Source organism: Pseudomonas sp. FW507-12TSA, from assembly GCF_058781435.1.
The window spans coordinates 1-19236 of the sequence record NZ_JBYSWT010000008.1 but is presented as its reverse complement, the minus strand read 5'-3'; the positions used below and the strand labels follow the sequence as shown (position 1 = coordinate 19236).

Sequence of the window (19236 nt, the reverse complement as noted above, 5' to 3'; positions counted from 1 at the left end):
TTGGACCAGCATAGACAAACAGGTCGCCACATCCGTTAGCCTGGAGTTCTACACATGCATCCCCGCGTTCTTGAGGTCACCGAACGGCTCATCGCCCGTAGTCGCGCCACTCGCCAGGCCTATCTCGCCCTGATTCGCGGTGCAGCCAGCGACGGTCCGCAGCGCGGCAAGCTGCAATGCGCGAACTTCGCTCATGGGGTGGCCGGTTGTGGCGCCGAAGACAAGCACAGCCTGCGGATGATGAACGCGGCCAACGTGGCGATTGTTTCGTCATATAACGACATGTTGTCGGCGCACCAGCCCTACGAGCATTTCCCCGAGTTGATCAAGAAGGCCCTGCGCGAGATCGGTTCGGTGGGCCAGTTCGCCGGTGGTACCCCGGCCATGTGCGATGGCGTGACCCAGGGCGAGGCGGGGATGGAGCTGAGCCTGCCGAGCCGCGAGGTCATTGCGTTGTCCACGGCGGTAGCGCTGTCGCACAACATGTTCGATGCCGCCCTGATGCTCGGTATCTGCGACAAGATCGTCCCTGGCCTGATGATGGGAGCCCTGCGCTTCGGCCACCTGCCGATGATTTTCGTCCCCGGTGGCCCCATGGTCTCGGGGATCTCCAACAAGCAGAAGGCCGATGTGCGCCAGCGCTATGCCGAAGGCAAGGCCAGTCGCGAAGAACTGCTGGAATCGGAGATGAAGTCCTACCACAGCCCGGGCACCTGCACCTTCTATGGCACCGCCAACACCAACCAGTTGCTGATGGAGGTCATGGGCCTGCATTTGCCCGGCGCGTCCTTCGTCAACCCCAACACGCCGTTGCGCGATGCCCTGACCCATGAGGCGGCGCAACAGGTCACCCGCCTGACCCGCCAGAGCGGCGCCTTCACGCCCATTGGTGAAATCGTCGACGAGCGTTGCCTGGTCAACTCCATCGTCGCCCTGCACGCCACCGGCGGCTCCACCAACCACACCCTGCACATGCCGGCCATCGCCCAGGCTGCGGGCATCCAGCTGACCTGGCAGGACATGGCCGACCTGTCCGAGGTGGTGCCGACCCTGTCCCACGTCTATCCCAACGGCAAGGCCGACATTAACCACTTCCAGGCCGCCGGCGGCATGTCGTTCCTGATTCGCGAATTGCTGGAGGCCGGGCTGCTCCACGAAGACGTCAACACCGTGGCTGGCCCCGGCCTGAGCCGCTATACCCAGGAGCCATTCCTGGACAACGGCAAGCTGGTATGGCGCGACGGCCCGATCGAGAGCCTCGACGAAAGCATCCTGCGTCCGGTGGCCCGGGCCTTCTCGCCGGAAGGCGGACTGCGGGTCATGGAAGGCAACCTGGGGCGCGGAGTGATGAAGGTCTCCGCCGTGGCTCCCGAGCACCAGGTCGTCGAGGCTCCGGCCATGGTGTTCCAGGACCAGCAGGACCTGGCCGACGCCTTCAAGGCCGGCCAACTGGAGAAAGACTTCGTGGCGGTGATGCGCTTCCAGGGCCCGCGCTCCAATGGCATGCCCGAGCTGCACAAGATGACTCCATTCCTTGGTGTGCTGCAGGACCGTGGCTTCAAGGTGGCGCTGGTCACCGACGGGCGCATGTCCGGCGCCTCGGGCAAGATCCCGGCGGCCATCCACGTCAGCCCCGAGGCCCAGGTCGGCGGGGCGCTGGCCCGGGTGCGGGATGGCGACATCATTCGTGTGGATGGCGTCAAGGGCACCCTGGAGCTTAAGGTGGACGCCGAACAGTTCGCCGCCCGCGAGCCGGCCAAGGGCCTCCTGGGCAACAACGTCGGCACCGGCCGCGAACTCTTCGCCTTCATGCGCATGGCCTTCAGCTCGGCAGAGCAGGGCGCCAGCGCCTTCACTTCTGCCCTGGAGACACTGAATTGAAACTGGCCCTGGTCGGTGATATCGGCGGCACCAACGCCCGGTTCGCGTTGTGGAAAGACCAACAGCTGGACGCGATCCAGGTCCATGCCACGGCGGACTACAGCTGTCCGGAAGATGCCATCAAGGCCTACCTGAAGGAACAGGGCCTGGCCCTGGGCGCGGTGGGTTCGGTGTGCCTGTCGGTGGCCGGGCCGGTCAGCGGCGACGAGTTCCGCTTCACCAACAATCACTGGCACCTCAGCCGCCAGGCGTTCTGCCAGGCACTGCAGGTCGAGCGCTTGCTGCTGGTCAACGATTTCTCGGCCATGGCCCTGGGCATGACCCGGCTGCAACCGGATGAATTCCGCGTGGTCTGCGAGGGCGTTGCCGAGCCGTTGCGTCCGGCGGTGGTGATCGGCCCGGGCACCGGCCTGGGCGTGGGCACCCTGCTGAACTTCGGCGATGGCCGCTACATGGCCCTGCCAGGGGAGGGTGGGCATGTCGACCTGCCCTTGAGCAGCCCCCGGGAAACCCAGCTCTGGCAACACATCCACGACGAAATCGGCCATGTCAGCGCCGAGACCGCCCTCAGCGGCGGCGGCCTGCCGCGGGTCTACCGGGCCATCTGCGCAGTGGACGGCCACGAGCCGCGCCTGGATACCCCCGAGGCGATCACTGCCGCGGGGTTGGCCGGCGACCCTATCGCCCGCGAGGTACTGGAACAGTTCAGTTGCTGGCTGGGCCGGGTGGCGGGCAATAACGTGCTGACCACCGGTGGCCGGGGCGGGGTGTACATCGTCGGTGGGGTGATCCCGCGTTTTGCCGATTTTTTCATCCAGAGCGGCTTCGCCAAGAGCTTTGCCGACAAGGGCTGCATGAGCGACTACTTCAAGGGCATCCCGGTGTGGCTGGTGACCGCGCCCTATTCCGGACTGACCGGCGCCGGGGTGGCCCTGGAACAGGCATAATCGCCCTCCATTCATGACAACAACAAAGGACGGCATGGGTGAGTTCAGTCAGTAGGTCGATCTTGTTGGTCGACGACGATCAGGAAATCCGCGAGCTGCTGGAGACTTATCTCAGCCGTTGCGGTTTCCAGGTGCGCAGCACCGCCGATGGCGCGGGTTTTCGCCAGGCCCTGAACGAGGCGCCCAGCGACCTGGTGATCCTCGACGTGATGCTGCCCGACGAAGACGGTTTCAGCCTGTGTCGCTGGCTTCGCCAGCACCCCAAGCGCGGCCAGGTGCCGATCATCATGCTCACCGCCAGCTCCGATGAAGCCGACCGGGTCATCGGCCTGGAGCTGGGGGCCGATGACTACCTGGGCAAGCCGTTCAGCCCTCGTGAGTTGCAGGCACGGATCAAGGCCTTGTTGCGCCGCGCGCAATTCGCCCAGGAACGGGCTGGCGGCGAAGTACTGTGCTTCGACGAGTGGCGCCTGGACGTGATCAGCCACCGCCTGTTCCACAATGACGGCGAGGAAGTGATCCTCTCCGGCGCCGACTTCGCCCTGCTCAAGCTGTTTCTCGATCATCCCCAGGAAATCCTCGACCGCGACACCATCGGCAATGCCACCCGTGGCCGCGACCTGATGCCCCTGGATCGCATCGTCGACATGGCGGTCAGCCGTTTGCGCCAACGCCTGCGGGACACGGAAAAACCGCCGCGGCTGATTCGCACGGTGCGCGGCAGCGGCTACCAGCTGGCGGCCAATGTGGTCGCTGACTGTGCTCGCTGAAACCCTCAAGGGCTGCCTGCAGCGGATGCCCATGCCGCGTTCGCTGTTGGGCCGGATGCTGTTGCTGACCCTGCTGGTGGTGCTGCTGGCCCAGGCCCTGTCCAGCGTGATCTGGGTCTCGCAGTTGCGCGCCACCCAGCTCGAGGGCCTGGTGACCAGCGCCCGCAGCCTGGCCCATTCGATGACCGCCAGCGTCAGTTACCTGCGTTCGCTACCGGTGGCCTATCGGCCGCTGGTGCTCGATCAGTTGCGCAGCATGGGCGGCACGCGTTTTGTCGTGACCCTCAACGACAAGCCGCTGGACATGCAGGTGTTGCCGGCCACGCCGCGCAAGGAGGCGGTATTGCAGGCGGTGGAGCAGGTGCTGCGCCAGTCCCTGGGCAACGATGCGGATATCTCTGTGACCTTCGTACGGCCCGACGATTTGCGGATCTTCAATGGAGGCTTGAAGCTCGACGAGCTGCCACGGTCCTGGGCCCACTACGCCCTGACCCTGGAGCCGGTGAACCCGCCAGTGCTGGTGACCCAGATCCAGATGGCCCCGGGCGAGTGGCTGTATATCGCTTCATTGCTGCCCGAGCCCTACACCAGCCTCGAGGAGCAGGGCCTGCCGGCGCAGCAGGTGTGGTTCATCCTACTGACCAGCTGCTTCCTGTTGTTGTTCATCGGCCTCTTGGTGCACTGGCAGAGCCGGCCCCTCAAGCGCCTGGCCCGGGCCGCTCGCGAGCTGTCCCTGGGCGCCGATGTGCAGCCGGTGGCGCCGGGCGGCGGCAGCGAGGTGGTGGAGGTGGCGAGGGCCTTCAACAGCATGCGCGAGCGCATCAGCCGCTACCTGACCGAGCGTAGCCAGCTGTTCAGCGCCATCTCCCATGACTTGCGCACTCCCATCACCCGCCTGCGGTTGCGGGTGGAGCTGCTGGAAGACGAACAACTGCAAGCCAAGTTCGGCCGCGACCTCGATGAGCTGGAGCTGCTGGTCAAGGGCGCACTGCAATGCGTCAAGGACACCGACATCCACGAGAACATCGAGCCGGTGGACTTGAACCAGGTGCTCGATTGCCTGGTGGAACCTTACCTGGCGCCCGCCGGCAATGGCCGGGTGACCCAGCAGGGGCGGGCCCTGGCCAGCTACCCGGGCAAGCCCTTGGCGCTCAAGCGCTGCATGGGCAACTTGATCGACAATGCCCTGAAATATGGGCAGAACGCCCACCTGCATATCGAGGATGACGCCGGCGCCTTCATCCTGCATGTGGACGACGAGGGCCCCGGAGTGCCCCAGCAGCGGCTGGAGCAGGTCTTCGAGCCGCACTTTCGCCTGGCCGGCCAGCAACAGGGCTACGGCCTGGGGCTGGGCATCGCGCGCAATATCGCCCATAGCCATGGCGGGGAAGTCAGCTTGCAGAACCTGCGCGAAGGTGGCTTGCGGGTGACCTTGTACCTGCCGCGTTTCGCGGACTGAACAACTCTTCTTCTCCTGTAGCAGCGAGGCCTGCCTGGCAAGCGTCATGCCTGGCAGGGCGCGTTATCGCGCATCGCGAGCAAGCTGCGCTCCTACCGGCGCCCGCTGGTTTGTCACGACCTGGTGACATTTGCCGTGTCCTTCGTTACCTGGGGCGAACCTTGGCTTGATTAGACTCAAGCCTTCGACAAGAACAACAACAGGTCGTCCATGGAACCTCTTTCCCTGCCGTTCAGCAGTTGGCTGAACGCTCCCGCACACCACAGCTGGCTGGCCGCCGAGGGCCTGCGGCTGCTGGATTTCGCCAAGGCTTCGCGGCTTGCCGAGGGCTTCGGCAACCTGGATGCCCGGGGCTGCCTGCCTGCTGGCGCCCGGGCCGAAACCATGAATACCGCGCGCATGACCCACAGCTTCGCCATGGCCCATATCCAGGGGCTGCCTGGCTTTGCCGAGCTGGTGGACCACGGCGTCGCGGCGCTCTTAGGTCCACTGCGCGATGCCGAGCATGGCGGCTGGTTCGCGGTGGCCGGGCAGGCCGACGGCAATGGCGGCAAGGCTGCCTACTTGCATGCCTTCGTCGCCCTGGCCGCCAGTTCCGCGGTGGTGGCCCGGTGCCCGGGTGCCGAGGCCTTGCTGGAGCAGGCGGTCGGCGTGATCGAGGAGCATTTCTGGAGCGAGCAGGAGGGCGCGGTGATCGAGTCCTTCAGCCGCGACTGGAGCGAACAGGAGGCCTATCGCGGGGCCAACAGCAACATGCACGCCACCGAGGCCTTTCTCGCCCTGGCCGATGTCACCCAGGACCCGCGCTGGCTCAGCCGCGCCCTGCGCATCGCCGAGCGCTTGATCCACGGCCATGCCGCGGCCAACGACTTCATGGTGGTCGAGCACTTCGACCTGGATTGGCAGCCCTTGCGCGATTACAACCGGGACTGTCCCGCCGATGGTTTTCGCCCCTTCGGCACCACGCCGGGCCACGGATTCGAGTGGGCGCGGCTGTTGCTGCACTTGGAGGCCGCGCGGGGCCAGGCCGGAATGCTGACCCCTGGCTGGCTGGTGCTGGATGCCCAGCGCCTGTTCGACAGCAACTGCCGTCATGGCTGGAACGTGGATGGCGCCCCGGGCATCGTCTACACCCTGGACTGGGACAACCGCCCGGTGGTGCGCCAGCGCCTGCACTGGACCCACGCCGAAGCCAGCGCCGCCGCCAGTGCCCTGCTCAGGCGCACCGCAGAGGAGCGCTACGAGACCTGGTATCGGGTTTTCTGGGAGTTCTGCCAGGCGCATTTCATCGACTGCGAGTTCGGCAGCTGGCACCACGAGCTGGGCCTGGACAACCGCCCTGCGGCAGAAATCTGGGGCGGCAAGCCGGACCTTTATCACGCCTGGCAGGCCGTGCTGATTCCACGCCTGCCGCTGGCGCCGAGCATGGCTTCGGCCCTGGCCCGAGTGCCTGCCACGGGCTCTGTGTAACCATGCGGTGACATTTCTCCATCGCTTCGTTACCCGGGCGCTGGACTAGGCTGTTTAGACTCGTTTGCAGCGCAAGCACCAGACTTGCATGCATAACAACAAGAAAGGTACTTCAGATGAATGCGATTTCTCGCCTCGCCACTGTCATTTCCCTTGCCTCCCTGTTCCCCCTGAGTGCCCTGGCCGCCGATTCCAAAGGTTCCGTGGAAGTGGTCCATTGGTGGACGTCCGGTGGTGAAAAGGCTGCGGTCGATGTGCTCAAGGCCCAGGTGGAGAAAGACGGTTTCACCTGGAAGGACGGCGCCGTGGCCGGCGGTGGCGGTTCCACCGCGATGACCGTGCTCAAGAGCCGCGCCGTGGCCGGCAACCCGCCCGGTGTGGCGCAGATCAAGGGCCCGGACATCCAGGAATGGGGCAGCACCGGCCTGCTCAGTACCGATACCCTCAAGGACGTGGCCAAGAGCGAGAATTGGGACGGCCTGCTTTCACCCAAGGTGGCCAATACCGTCAAGTACGAAGGTGACTACGTGGCCGTGCCGGTGAACATCCACCGGGTCAACTGGCTGTGGATCAACCCCGAGGTGTTCAAGAAGGCCGGGATCGCCAAGGCGCCCACCACCCTCGAAGAATTCTATGCCGCCGGCGACAAGCTCAAGGCCGCCGGCTTCATCGCCCTGGCCCACGGTGGCCAGCCCTGGCAGGACAGCACCGTATTCGAAGACGTGGTGCTCTCGGTGATGGGCGCCGAAGGCTACAAGAAGGCCCTGGTGGACCTGGACCAGAAGACCCTGGCAGGCCCGGAGATGACCAAGACCTTCGCCGAGCTGAAGAAGCTCTCCGGCTACATGGACCCCAACCGTGCCGGGCGTGACTGGAACATCGCCGCCGCCGACGTGATCAACGGCAAGGCCGGGATGCAGATGATGGGCGACTGGGCCAAGAGCGAATGGACCGCGGCCAAGAAGGTCGCCGGCAAGGATTACCAATGCGTGCCGTTCCCGGGCACCGACAAGGCCTTCACCTACAACATCGATTCCCTGGCCGTGTTCAAGCTCAAGGCCGACCGCAAGGGCGACATCGCCGCCCAGCAGGACCTGGCCAAGGTCGCCCTGGGCAAGGACTTCCAGAAAGTCTTCAGCATCAACAAGGGCTCGATCCCGGTGCGCACCGACATGCTCAACGCCATGGACGCCGAAGGTTTCGACTCCTGCGCCCAGGCCGCCGCCAAGGACTTCCTGGCGGACGAGAAGACCGGCGGGCTGCAGCCGAGCATGGCGCACAACATGGCCACGTCCCTGGCGGTGCAGGGCGCGATCTTCGATGTGGTGACCAACTTCATGAACGACAAGGATGCGGACCCGGCCAAGGCCAGTGCGCAACTGGCGTCGGCGGTCAAGGCCGCGCAGTGAGGTCCGGGCCGCAGGCGTACCTGCGGCCATTCCCGAAACGCTCTCCCTGGCAGGAGCGAGGCTTGCCCGCGAAGGCGGTGCATCGGTGGGCATCGACTTGAGTGTCGGTGCCCATTCGCGGGCGAGCCTCGTTCCTGCGGATACTCACTCCTTCACACTGGATTATCTCGATGAGCTCTGTGGCGGTTTTCAGCAAGGCCTCGCCGTTGGATGCCTTGCAGCGCTGGTTGCCCAAGCTGGTGCTGGCGCCGAGCATGGTGATCGTGCTGGTGGGCTTTTATGGCTACATCATCTGGACCTTCATTCTGTCCTTCACCAACTCCAGCTTCATGCCGAGCTACAAGTGGGTCGGCTTGCAGCAGTACCTGCGGCTGATGGACAACGACCGCTGGTGGGTGGCGAGCAAGAATCTGGCGCTGTTCGGCGGCTTGTTCATTGGCATCAGCCTGGTGCTGGGGGTATTCCTGGCGGTGTTGCTGGACCAGCGCATCCGCCGCGAGGGCTTTATCCGCACCGTCTACCTGTACCCCATGGCGCTGTCGATGATCGTCACCGGTACCGCCTGGAAATGGCTGCTCAATCCCGGCCTGGGCTTGGACAAGATGCTGCGCGACTGGGGCTGGGAAGGCTTTCGCCTGGACTGGCTGGTGGACCAGGATCGCGTGGTCTACTGCCTGGTGATCGCCGCCGTATGGCAGGCCTCGGGTTTCGTCATGGCAATGTTCCTGGCCGGCCTGCGGGGTGTCGACCAGTCGATCATCCGTGCGGCGCAGGTGGACGGCGCCAGCCTGCCGACCATCTACCTGAAGATCGTTCTGCCGAGCCTGCGCCCGGTGTTCTTCAGTGCCTTCATGATCCTGGCCCATATCGCGATCAAGAGCTTCGACCTGGTGGCGGCGATGACCGCCGGCGGCCCTGGCTACTCTTCCGACCTGCCGGCGATGTTCATGTACTCCTTCACCTTCAGCCGTGGCCAGATGGGCATCGGTTCGGCCAGCGCCATGCTGATGCTGGGCGCGGTGCTGACCATCCTGGTGCCGTACCTGTATTCCGAACTGCGAGGCAAGCGCCATGACTGATTCGCTCGCCAGGCCGCGCCTGAATTTCAACCGGATCGCCATCTACGCCACGCTGCTGCTGGCGGCGGCGGTGTACCTGGTGCCGCTGGTGGTGATGCTGCTCACCAGCTTCAAGACCCCCGAGGATATCCGCACCGGCAACCTTTTGAGCTGGCCCCAGGTGGTCGATGGCATCGGCTGGATCAAGGCCTGGGACATCGTGGGTGGCTATTTCTGGAACTCGGTGAAGATCACCGTGCCGGCGGTACTGATCTCCACCCTGATCGGCGCGCTGAACGGCTATGTGCTGTCGATGTGGCGCTTTCGCGGTTCGCAGCTGTTCTTCGGCCTGTTGCTGTTCGGCTGCTTCCTGCCGTTCCAGACCGTGCTGCTGCCGGCCTCGTTCACCCTTGGCCGGTTCGGCCTGGCCAACACCACCACCGGCCTGGTGCTGGTGCACGTGGTCTACGGCCTGGCCTTCACCACGTTGTTCTTTCGCAACTACTACGTCAGCGTGCCGGATGCCCTGGTCAAGGCCGCGCGCCTGGATGGCGCGGGGTTCTTCACCATCTTCGGCAAGATCCTGCTGCCGATGTCGGTGCCGATCATCATGGTCTGCCTGATCTGGCAGTTCACCCAGATCTGGAACGACTTCCTGTTCGGCGTGGTGTTCGCCAGTGGCGACGCGCAACCGATCACCGTGGCCCTGAACAACCTGGTCAACACCAGTACCGGGGCCAAGGAATACAACGTTGACATGGCGGCGGCGATGATCGCGGGGCTGCCGACACTGCTGGTGTACATCTTCGCCGGCAAGTATTTCCTGCGCGGGCTGACGTCCGGCGCGGTCAAGGGGTAAGGCATGGCAACTCTCGAATTACGCAACGTCAACAAGACCTACGGTGCCGGCCTGCCGGACACCTTGAAGAACATCGAGCTGAAGATCGACGACGGCGAGTTCCTGATCCTCGTCGGCCCCTCGGGGTGCGGCAAGTCGACCCTGATGAACTGCATCGCTGGCCTGGAGACCATCAGCGGCGGGGCGATCCTGGTGGATGATGCCGACATCAGCGGCATGAGCCCCAAGGACCGGGACATCGCCATGGTGTTCCAGTCCTACGCGCTGTACCCGACCATGAGCGTGCGCGACAACATCGCCTTCGGCCTGAAGATCCGCAAGATGCCCACCGCCGAGATCGATACCGAGGTGGCGCGAGTGGCCAAGCTGCTGCAGATCGAGCACCTGCTGGCGCGCAAGCCGGGCCAGCTCTCCGGTGGCCAGCAGCAGCGCGTGGCCATGGGCCGGGCCCTGGCGCGGCGGCCGAAGATCTATCTGTTCGACGAGCCGCTGTCCAACCTCGACGCCAAGCTGCGGGTCGAGATGCGTACCGAAATGAAACTGATGCACCAGCGCCTGAAGACCACCACGGTGTATGTCACCCACGACCAGATCGAGGCCATGACTTTGGGGGACAAGGTGGCGGTGATGAAGGACGGGATCATCCAGCAATTCGGGACGCCACAGCAGATCTACAACGATCCGGCCAACCTGTTCGTGGCAAGCTTCATCGGCTCGCCGCCGATGAACTTCATTCCCCTGCGCCTGCAGCGCCAGGAGGGGCGGTTGCTGGCCTTGCTGGACAGTGGCCAGGCCCGTTGCGAGCTGCCGTTGGGACCGCGTGACGCCGGGCTCGAGGAGCGCGAGGTGATCCTCGGCATCCGTCCGGAGCAGATCGCCCTGGCGCCCGCCGAGGCCAACGGCCTGCCGAGCATCCGGGCCGAAGTCGAGGTGGTGGAGCCCACCGGGCCCGATACCCTGGTATTCGTCACCCTCAATGGCACCAAGGTCTGCTGCCGCCTGGCCCCGGACCAGGCGCCCGCGGCCGGGCAGAACCTGACCCTGCAGTTCGACCCGGCCCGGGTCCTGCTGTTCGATGCCCAGAGCGGCGAGCGCCTGGGCGCGGCCGGCCCTGCCATGGCCCAGGGCCACGGCGGCAATGTGGCGCAATTCAAGGGGCGATGAATTCGGGGCGGATGGCCTGTCATCCGTCGCAAGGACTGTAAACCGCGTTGGATAAACCGTTAATAACAATAAAGACGAGGATGTAGGGATGAAAAAGCAACACGGCAATACCCGCCTGCTCTGCCAGCTTTCGGCAGTGGCGGCGCTGGTCCTGTCCGGCCAGGCCATGGCCGACGAAGCGTTCGGCGCCAACTCCAAGTGGATGACCGGCGATTGGGGCGGTACGCGCACCAAGCTGCTGGAGCAGGGGATCGACATCAAGGCCGACTACGTCGCGGAGATGGGCGCCAACCTGCATGGCGGCTACAACGACGACAAGACCGGGCGCTACAGCGACCAGTTCGGCCTGGGCGTGGCGTTCGACCTGCAGAAACTGCTGGGCTGGGACAACACCCAGGCCAAGATCCAGCTGACCAATCGTAATGGCCAGAACATCTCCAACGATCGCGTCGGCGATCCCCGGGCCGGCACCTTGAGTTCTTCCCAGGAGGTCTACGGCCGCGGGCACATGGTGCGCCTGACCCAATTGTGGATCCAGCACCAGTTCCTGGACGGCAAGCTGGACGTCAAGGCCGGTTACTTCGGCGAGGGCGAGGACTTCAACACCTTCCCCTGCGAGTTCCAGAACCTGGCCTTCTGCGGTTCCCAGGTGGGCAACTGGGCGACCAACATCTGGTACAACTGGCCGGTCAGCCAGGCGGCGCTGCGCATCAAGTACCACATCACCCCCGAGTTCTATGCGCAGATCGGCGCCTACAACCAGAACCCGTCGCAGACCGAGCACGGCAATGGCTTCAAGCTCAGCGGCAGCGGCACCAAGGGCACGGTATTGCCGGTAGAGCTGGTGTGGTCGCCCAAGGTCAACAACCTGCCGGGCGAGTACCGTGTGGGTTACTACAAGAGCACGGCCAAGGCCAATGACGTGCGCGAGGACGCTAATGGCCAGGATGCCGCCACCACCGGCAGCGCCTATCGCGTGCACAACAGCAAGCACGGCTACTGGTTCGTCGCCCAGCAGCAACTTACCAGCCATAACGGCGACGCCTCGCGTGGCCTGAACATCGCCGCCAACGCCACCTTCCATGACAAGGACACCAACATCATCGACAACTACCAGTCGCTGATGTTCGTCTACAAGGGGCCGTTCGATGCCCGGCCAAAGGATGACGTGGGCATCGGTTTCGCCCGCATTCATGTCAACGACGACGTGAAGAAGAACGCCCAGCTGGCCAACGCCGCCATCGGCGTGAGCGACTACGACAACCCGCTGTACTCGCCGCTGCGCGAGACCGAGTACAACTACGAGATTAACTACGGTTTCCATGTGACCGACTGGCTGACCGTGCGCCCCAACCTGCAGTACATCACCCATCCGGGCGGTGTGGACCAGGTCGACAACGCCCTGGTGGCCGGCCTGAAAATTCAGTCGGTGTTCTGACGCTGTTGCGATAAGCTCCTTTCTCTGTGCGCATATTGCGGATGGCCTTGGCTATCCGCTTTTTTTTGCCAGGCGCTCTCGCGATGGCCGCCAGCTGTACGACTACCCCCCATGATTTTCAGGACCGCGGCACATGCATGAGCATCCCCTGCAACGTTTTTTCAAGACCCTGCGCGAGCGCCCGGTGTTTGCCTGGGAGCGCTACCAGATGCGCGATGTGCTGGTGATCGATCATCCACTGTGCCAGGCCGTGTTCAGTCGCCAGGGCGCACAGCTCCTGCACTTCCAGCCCGCCGGGCAGAAACCCTGGCTCTGGTGCGCGGCGAAGTGGCCGCAGGTGGGGGCGATCCGTGGTGGGGTGCCGGTGTGCTGGCCCTGGTATGGTCGGCACCCGAGCGAGAATGCCTGGCCTTCCCATGGTTGGGCGCGCTTGCTGGACTGGAAGCTGCTGGGCAGCGACAGCGATGCAGAGGGTGTGCGCCTGCATTGGCAATTGCAGCTGTGCGACTGGAAGGTCGAGCTGCATGCGCACCTGGGTCGGGGCATGGACCTGCGCTTGAGCACCGAGCACCAGGACAGCGAACCCTGCCAGTTGAGCCAGGCTTTGCACGCCTACTGGCGTATTGGCGATGTCGGTGAGGTAGCGCTGTCCGGGCTCGATGGCGCCGAGGGCTACGATCATTTGAATCGCCAGGCCTGCCGGCAACAGGGCGAGTTGCGTGTCGACGGTGGCTGCCAGCGGGTGTTCCAGCACGAGGGCGAGTTGCAGATCGAGGACCGTGCCTGGCAGCGCGCGCTGCGCATCGATACCGGCGAGGACGCCGACACCGTGGTCTGGCATCCCGGTACCCGGCCACTGTTGGGGGTGAGTTGGAGCGAGGTGTCGCGTTTCGTCTGTGTCGAAGCGGCCGCCGGTGGCACCGACAGCCTGCGCCTGGCGCCGGGGGAACGGGCCCACCTGAGCCTGCAGGCGCGCGCGGCGGGGTAGGGCAAAGAGGCTCCCGCAGGTCGCGGGAGCCTGTGGCTTCAGTCGAGCTCGTCGCCTGCCGGGTAGCGGCTGGCGTTGAGGCTTTCCTTGATCTTGCGCAGGTGCGGCTGGAAGTCCACGCCACGGCGCAGGGTCATGCCGGTGGCCAGGACATCGAGCACCGTGAGCTGGATGATCCGCGAGGTCATGGGCATGTAGATATCGGTGTCTTCCGGCAGTGGCAGGTGCACGCTCAGGCTGCATGCCTTGGCCAGCGGCGAGCCGGCGGCGGTGATGCCCAGCACCGAGGCGCCGTTCTCCCGAGCCTGGCGCGCGACCTCCACCAATTCGCGGGTGCGGCCGGTGTAGGAGATGATCACGAACAGGTCGCCGGTGTGCGCCACCGAGGCGAGCATGCGCTGCATCAGTACGTCGGGGTGGGCCGACACCGCCAGGTTGAAGCGGAAGAACTTGTGCTGGGCGTCCATGGCCACCGGAGCCGAGGCGCCGAGGCCGAAGAAGTGGATCTGCCGGGCCTGGATCATCATGTCCACGGCGCGGCTGACCTGCTGCGGGTCGATCTGCTGGCAGGCGCTGTCCAGCGAGGCGATGGCGCTGGCGAAGATCTTCTGGGTGTAGGCTGCCGGGTCATCGTCGGCTTCCACCGCACGGCTGACGTACGCAGCGCCGCTGGCCAGGCTCTGGGCCAGTTGCAGCTTGAGTTCCGGGTAGCCGCTGACGCCGAACGAACGGCAGAAGCGGTTGACCGTCGGTTCGCTGACCGATGCGGCCTGGGCCAGGGCGGCGATGCTGAAGCGGGTGGCCTGCTGCGGGTTGAGCAGGATGACTTCGGCGACTTTGCGTTCCGCCTTGTTCAATTCTTCAAGGCGGTTCTGGATCTGCTCCAGTAGATTTCGCACTCGGTCCATTCAGGTTTCCTAGATCGGCTAGACAGGTGAAACGGGGAAGCCGGGAGGCGGTCAATCCGGGAAGGGCGTTGGCGATCGTGATGCCGCCGGGGTCCCGGGATTACGCTGCGTGCCGGGCTCGCCGCGCCTGCAATGCGAAGTTGAAAGGTGGCCTATCGTACTGGTGGCCCGGAGTGAGGACCACCTGGAATCGATATTTTGTGAAGATGTTGTGTTTATTACTACATTTTCCCTTGAGTGATACCTTGAAAAAAGGTATTTGTAGCTTAACTTGATAAAAGAACAAACATCATGCCTTCGATAACGGTTGAACCCTGCACCTTTGCCTTGTTCGGCGCGCTGGGTGATCTGGCGCTGCGTAAGCTGTTTCCTGCCTTGTACCAGCTCGATGCCGCCGGCCTCTTGCATGAGGACACACGGATCCTGGCTCTGGCCCGCGAGCCGGGCAGCGAGCAGGAACACCTGGCCAATATCGAGGCTGAGTTGCACAAGTACGTCGGCGCCCATGACATCGACGCCGCCGTGTTGAAGGGGTTCCTGGCCCGCCTGAGCTACCTGCATGTGGATTTCCTCAAGGCCGAGGACTATGTGGCCCTGGCCGAGCGGGTTGGCAGCGAGCAGCGCCTGATCGCCTATTTCGCCACGCCGGCGGCGGTGTACGGGGCAATCTGCGAGAACCTGTCGCGGGTCGGACTCAACCAGCAGACCCGGGTGGTCCTGGAAAAACCCATCGGCTCGGACCTGGATTCCTCGCGCAAGGTCAACGATGCCGTGGCGCAGTTCTTCCCGGAGAACCGCATCTACCGGATCGACCACTACCTGGGCAAGGAAACGGTACAGAACCTGATTGCCCTGCGTTTCGCCAACAGCCTGTTCGAAACCCAGTGGAACCAGAACTACATCTCCCACGTGGAAATCACCGTGGCCGAGAAGGTCGGCATCGAAGGCCGCTGGGGCTATTTCGACAAGGCCGGCCAGCTGCGGGACATGATCCAGAACCACCTGCTGCAATTGCTCTGCCTGATCGCCATGGACCCGCCGGCCGACCTCTCGGCCGACAGCATCCGCGATGAGAAGGTCAAGGTGCTCAAGGCCCTGGCGCCCATCAGTCCCGAAGGCCTGACCACCCAGGTGGTGCGTGGCCAGTACATCGCCGGCCACAGCGAGGGCCAATCGGTACCTGGCTACCTGGAGGAAGAAAACTCCAACACCCAGAGCGATACCGAGACCTTCGTCGCGCTGCGTGTCGATATTCGCAACTGGCGTTGGGCCGGGGTGCCGTTCTACCTGCGCACCGGCAAGCGCATGCCGCAGAAACTGTCGCAGATCGTCATCCACTTCAAGGAACCCTCGCACTACATCTTCGCCCCCGAGCAGCGCCTGCAGATCAGCAACAAGCTGATCATCCGCCTGCAACCGGACGAAGGCATCTCGTTGCGGGTGATGACCAAGGAGCAGGGCCTGGACAAGGGCATGCAATTGCGCAGCGGCCCGTTGCAGCTGAATTTTTCCGATACCTATCGCAGCGCGCGGATTCCCGACGCCTACGAGCGGTTGTTGCTGGAAGTGATGCGCGGCAACCAGAACCTGTTTGTGCGCAAAGATGAAATCGAAGCCGCGTGGAAGTGGTGCGACCAGTTGATCGCCGGCTGGAAGAAGTCCGGCGATGCGCCCAAGCCCTATGCGGCCGGGTCCTGGGGGCCGATGAGTTCCATTGCACTGATCACGCGGGATGGGAGGTCATGGTATGGCGATATCTGATTTGCAATTGCCGGCGGGCGTGCGCGCCCACGAATTTCGCAGCTCGACCCTGCTGGCCGCGGGCCTGGCCCTGAAGGTCGCCGAACAACTGCGCGAGGCCATTGCCGCGCGGGGCCAGGCGAGCCTGGTGGTTTCCGGTGGCCGCAGCCCTGTGGCGTTCTTCCAGGCCCTGGTCAAGCAGGAGCTGGATTGGTCCAAGGTGCTGATCAGCCTGGCCGACGAGCGCTGGGTTCCGGTGGAGCATGCCGATAGCAATGCCGGCCTGCTCAAGCAGCACTTGCTGGTGGGGCCGGTGGCCAAGGCGCGTTTCCTTGGTCTCTATAGCGCCGCGGCCAGCCTGGAAGAGGCCGCCCAGCAAGCCGACGAGGCCCTGGCGCAGTTGCCCGGGATCGACGTGCTGGTGCTGGGCATGGGCGATGACGGGCATACGGCCTCGCTGTTCCCCGGCAGCCCGAACCTGGCCGAGGCGCTCGAGCCCGCTGGCAGCCGGCGGTGCTGGCCGATGCTGGCGCCCACCGTGCCCCGCCAGCGCCTGAGCATGAGTCGGGCCCTGCTGGCGTCGGCCCGTAGCAGCCTGCTGTCGATTTCCGGTCAGTCCAAGCTGACCACCCTGGGTGCCGCACTGGCTGGCGACGTGGTCGCCGATATGCCGATTCGCGCCTTCCTGCAAACCCCGTTAGAGATTTACTGGTGCCCATGAGCCAAGGATCAGCCGCGATGACAAACCTCCCTCCGACCGTTTCCATGGCGGACAAAGTAGCCCTGCTCGACAGTCTCTGCGCCAAGGCGCGGATCCTGCCGGTGATCACCATCGCCCGTGAGCAGGACGTGCTGCCCCTGGCCGACGCCCTGGCCGCGGGTGGCCTGACGGCCCTGGAAGTCACCCTGCGTTCGCAGTTCGGCCTCAAGGCCATCCAGATCCTGCGTGAGCAGCGGCCGGAACTGGTGACTGGTGCCGGCACCGTGCTCGACCCGCAGATGCTGGCGGCGGCGGAGGCGGCGGGTTCGCAGTTCATTGTCACCCCTGGCATCACCCGCGAGCTGCTGCAAGCCAGCGTCGCCAGCCCGATCCCGCTGTTGCCGGGAATCAGCAACGCCTCCGGGATCATGGAGGGTTATGCCCTGGGTTATCGCCGCTTCAAGCTGTTCCCGGCTGAGGTCAGCGGCGGCGTGGCGGCGATCAAGGCCCTGGGGGGGCCGTTCGGCGAGGTCAAGTTCTGCCCTACTGGCGGTGTCGGCCCGGCCAATATCAAGAGCTACATGGCGTTGAAGAACGTGATGTGCGTGGGCGGTAGCTGGATGCTCGATCCGCAGTGGATCAAGGACGGCGATTGGGCCCGTATCCAGGAGTGCACGGCACAGGCCCTGGCCTTGCTGGACTGAAGCTCCAATCCTGTTCGTTGGTGTGTTCTACGGCTTTATGGTGCGCTTGGTCGGCGCACCTTTTTTTTTGCCCGGAAAAAGTGCCGGCCCGACCCCCCCGCAAGCGCTGGCGCAAAGGGCTGGTGGCGGCCCCGCGGCAGCGGCTCCGGAAGGCCTCAGCTGGTGGCCAGCTCCTCGAGGGCGACGACCAGGCGCTGGATATGCTCCAGCGGCGTCACCAGGCCCGGGGTGATGCGGATACAGGGGCCGAAGCCTGCGCCCTTGCGGATCACCGTGAACAGGTCGTAGTCGCGCAGCAGCCGGTCCACCAGGGCTTGCTGGTCCTGGTGGCCAGTGAAGCGCAGGGCGCTAATGGCGCAGCACAGGCGCGGGTCCGCTGGCGTCATCACCTCGATGCCCGGCAACTGGCGCACGGCTTCGGTCCAGGTTTCGCGCAGGTAGTTCAGGCGCGCGCCCTTGGCTGCCGCGCCGCCCATGGCCCGGTGTTCCTCGAATACCAGCGGCAAGGTCATCAAGGCCGGAATGTTGGGTGTGCTGTAGGGCGTGCGGGCGCGGATGTCGTCCACTGGAAAGTGGAATTCGTCCATGTCGGGGTCGATGGCGTCCAGGCGCTCGGGATCGATGTAGAGAAAGCCCAGGCTCAATGGCGCACCGATCCACTTGTGCAGGTTGAAACCGGCGAAGGCGATGCCCAGTTGCTGCAGGTCGAAATCGATCTGGCCCAGGGCATGGGCGCCGTCGAGGATGATATCGACCTGGTATTCCTTGGCCAGGGCAGCGATGGCCTGGACCGGCATCACCAGGCCGCTGCGGTGGGTGACGTGGGTCAGGGGTATCAACTTGAGGCGCGGATAACGTTCGAATGCATCCTTGTAGGTCGCTACAAGACTGTCAAAACTGGCAGGGTGCTGATGCTGGATTTCTATCACCTCCACGCCACGGTGGCGAGCCAGCCAGCGGATGGCGCTTTTCACCGTGTCGTACTCCAGGTCGCTGAGCAGCACCTGGTCCCCGGGTTGCAGGCGATTGTAGTTGCGGATCAGTGATTGCAAGGCGTCGGAGGCACAGCGGGTCAGGGCCACGGCGTTATCCGGGACTTCCAGCAAGCGCGCCAGCTGGTGGCGGATCTGCAGGGCTTCGACCTGCTCGAAGCGCTGGCGCACATGCACCGAATTGCTGCTGTTGACCCAGAGGATATTGCGTTGGTAGTCCTCGGCCACCTTGCGGGTCATGCGCCCGAAATAGCCGTTCTCGAGGTTGATCGGTCCGGACTCGAGGTCGAATTGCCGGGCAATGCCCCGCCAATGCTCTTCGTCGCGGGCCAGCGTGGTGACAGTCCTTGGCATGCTGGGCTCTTTATCGGTGATTGAGGTTCAGGGAAGGGGCAGCGATCAATGGCGGGGCTTGGGCTTGCCGTGCTTGGCACGTAGCGGATCGAGCAGATCGGAAAGGCCGTTGTGGTCGATTTCCTGCATCAGTGCCAGCAGGCCGCCGAGTTCGCCCTTGGGAAAGCCTTCGCGGGCGAACCAGTTGAGATAAGGGCCGGGCAGGTCGGCGAGGATGCGTCCCTTGTACTTGCCGAAGGGCATTTCCCGGGTGACCAGCAGTTCAAGTGTTTCAGGGTTCATGGCGGCCACCGTGGTGTGCTACGAGAGTCTTGGAAAATACAGGCATTCTGCATGCAGGCCAAATGACAGATCATGCAAATAACGCGAATACAGATTTTGCTATTTAATTTAAC

General features: G+C 64.3%; 17 protein-coding genes. 14 read left to right on the top strand and 3 right to left on the bottom strand.

Annotated elements, in window-relative coordinates; translation table 11 throughout:
• Positions 1-54: 54 nt before the first annotated feature.
• The 11 genes from edd to AC3WK8_RS09715 all read left to right on the top strand — a co-directional run bounded on the left by edd (position 55) and on the right by AC3WK8_RS09715 (position 13443).
• A complete protein-coding gene (gene edd / locus AC3WK8_RS09765) occupies positions 55-1881 on the top strand; it encodes a phosphogluconate dehydratase (protein WP_022640445.1) in 1827 nt (608 codons plus the stop codon).
• Entirely contained in the window at positions 1878-2828 is a 951-nt protein-coding gene (locus AC3WK8_RS09760; protein WP_085597351.1) for a glucokinase, read from the top strand. Before edd ends, AC3WK8_RS09760 begins: the two co-directional genes overlap by 4 nt.
• Before the next feature lie 38 nt (positions 2829-2866).
• Entirely contained in the window at positions 2867-3598 is a 732-nt protein-coding gene (locus AC3WK8_RS09755) for a response regulator (protein ID WP_103324745.1), read from the top strand.
• Positions 3599-3629: 31 nt separating this feature from the next.
• The gene (locus AC3WK8_RS09750) at positions 3630-5057 is read left to right on the top strand and encodes an ATP-binding protein (RefSeq protein ID WP_103324753.1); all 1428 of its coding nucleotides are present in this window, start codon (positions 3630-3632) and stop codon (positions 5055-5057) included.
• 210 nt (positions 5058-5267) lie between these two features.
• Complete coding sequence (locus AC3WK8_RS09745) at positions 5268-6527, top strand: D-mannose isomerase (protein ID WP_103324746.1); 1260 nt, start codon at positions 5268-5270, stop codon at positions 6525-6527.
• 116 nt (positions 6528-6643) lie between these two features.
• Positions 6644-7936, top strand: a complete 1293-nt coding sequence (locus AC3WK8_RS09740; RefSeq protein ID WP_085597348.1) for an ABC transporter substrate-binding protein — start codon at positions 6644-6646, stop codon at positions 7934-7936.
• Between the two features lie 170 nt (positions 7937-8106).
• On the top strand, positions 8107-9015 hold the full coding sequence (locus AC3WK8_RS09735) for a carbohydrate ABC transporter permease (protein ID WP_022640439.1): 909 nt from the start codon (positions 8107-8109) through the stop codon (positions 9013-9015).
• Positions 9008-9853: a carbohydrate ABC transporter permease gene (locus tag AC3WK8_RS09730; RefSeq protein ID WP_103324747.1), complete on the top strand. Its 846-nt coding sequence runs from the start codon at positions 9008-9010 to the stop codon at positions 9851-9853. The genes AC3WK8_RS09735 and AC3WK8_RS09730 overlap by 8 nt, the downstream gene beginning before the upstream one ends.
• Before the next feature lie 3 nt (positions 9854-9856).
• A complete protein-coding gene (locus AC3WK8_RS09725) occupies positions 9857-11017 on the top strand; it encodes an ABC transporter ATP-binding protein (protein ID WP_103324748.1) in 1161 nt (386 codons plus the stop codon).
• 88 nt (positions 11018-11105) lie between these two features.
• The gene (locus tag AC3WK8_RS09720) at positions 11106-12455 is read left to right on the top strand and encodes a carbohydrate porin (protein ID WP_085597345.1); all 1350 of its coding nucleotides are present in this window, start codon (positions 11106-11108) and stop codon (positions 12453-12455) included.
• A gap of 133 nt (positions 12456-12588) precedes the next feature.
• Positions 12589-13443, top strand: coding sequence for a D-hexose-6-phosphate mutarotase (locus AC3WK8_RS09715; RefSeq protein WP_085597344.1), 855 nt, complete (start codon positions 12589-12591; stop codon positions 13441-13443).
• 38 nt (positions 13444-13481) lie between these two features.
• On the opposite strand, the gene hexR is transcribed toward AC3WK8_RS09715, so the two are convergent.
• Positions 13482-14342: a DNA-binding transcriptional regulator HexR gene (hexR, locus tag AC3WK8_RS09710; RefSeq protein WP_172681684.1), complete on the bottom strand. Its 861-nt coding sequence runs from the start codon at positions 14340-14342 to the stop codon at positions 13482-13484.
• 300 nt (positions 14343-14642) lie between these two features.
• Between hexR and zwf the strand changes: the two genes are divergently transcribed.
• The 3 genes from zwf to AC3WK8_RS09695 are packed head-to-tail and all read left to right on the top strand — an operon-like array spanning position 14643 to position 17495.
• Positions 14643-16112 carry a glucose-6-phosphate dehydrogenase gene (zwf, locus tag AC3WK8_RS09705; protein ID WP_022640433.1) on the top strand — a complete coding sequence of 490 codons (1470 nt, stop codon included), beginning with the start codon at positions 14643-14645 and terminating at the stop codon, positions 16110-16112.
• Entirely contained in the window at positions 16099-16812 is a 714-nt protein-coding gene (pgl, locus tag AC3WK8_RS09700; RefSeq protein WP_031320362.1) for a 6-phosphogluconolactonase, read from the top strand. Before zwf ends, pgl begins: the two co-directional genes overlap by 14 nt.
• Positions 16813-16829: 17 nt before the next feature.
• Entirely contained in the window at positions 16830-17495 is a 666-nt protein-coding gene (locus AC3WK8_RS09695) for a bifunctional 4-hydroxy-2-oxoglutarate aldolase/2-dehydro-3-deoxy-phosphogluconate aldolase (RefSeq protein ID WP_022640431.1), read from the top strand.
• 155 nt (positions 17496-17650) lie between these two features.
• Here AC3WK8_RS09695 and AC3WK8_RS09690 read toward each other — a convergent pair whose 3' ends face one another.
• Positions 17651-18841 (bottom strand): aminotransferase class V-fold PLP-dependent enzyme, encoded by a 1191-nt coding sequence (locus AC3WK8_RS09690; protein ID WP_085597342.1) that lies wholly within the window; start codon positions 18839-18841, stop codon positions 17651-17653.
• 45 nt (positions 18842-18886) lie between these two features.
• Positions 18887-19123 (bottom strand): DUF3820 family protein, encoded by a 237-nt coding sequence (locus AC3WK8_RS09685; RefSeq protein ID WP_068579239.1) that lies wholly within the window; start codon positions 19121-19123, stop codon positions 18887-18889.
• Positions 19124-19236 lie beyond the last annotated feature (113 nt).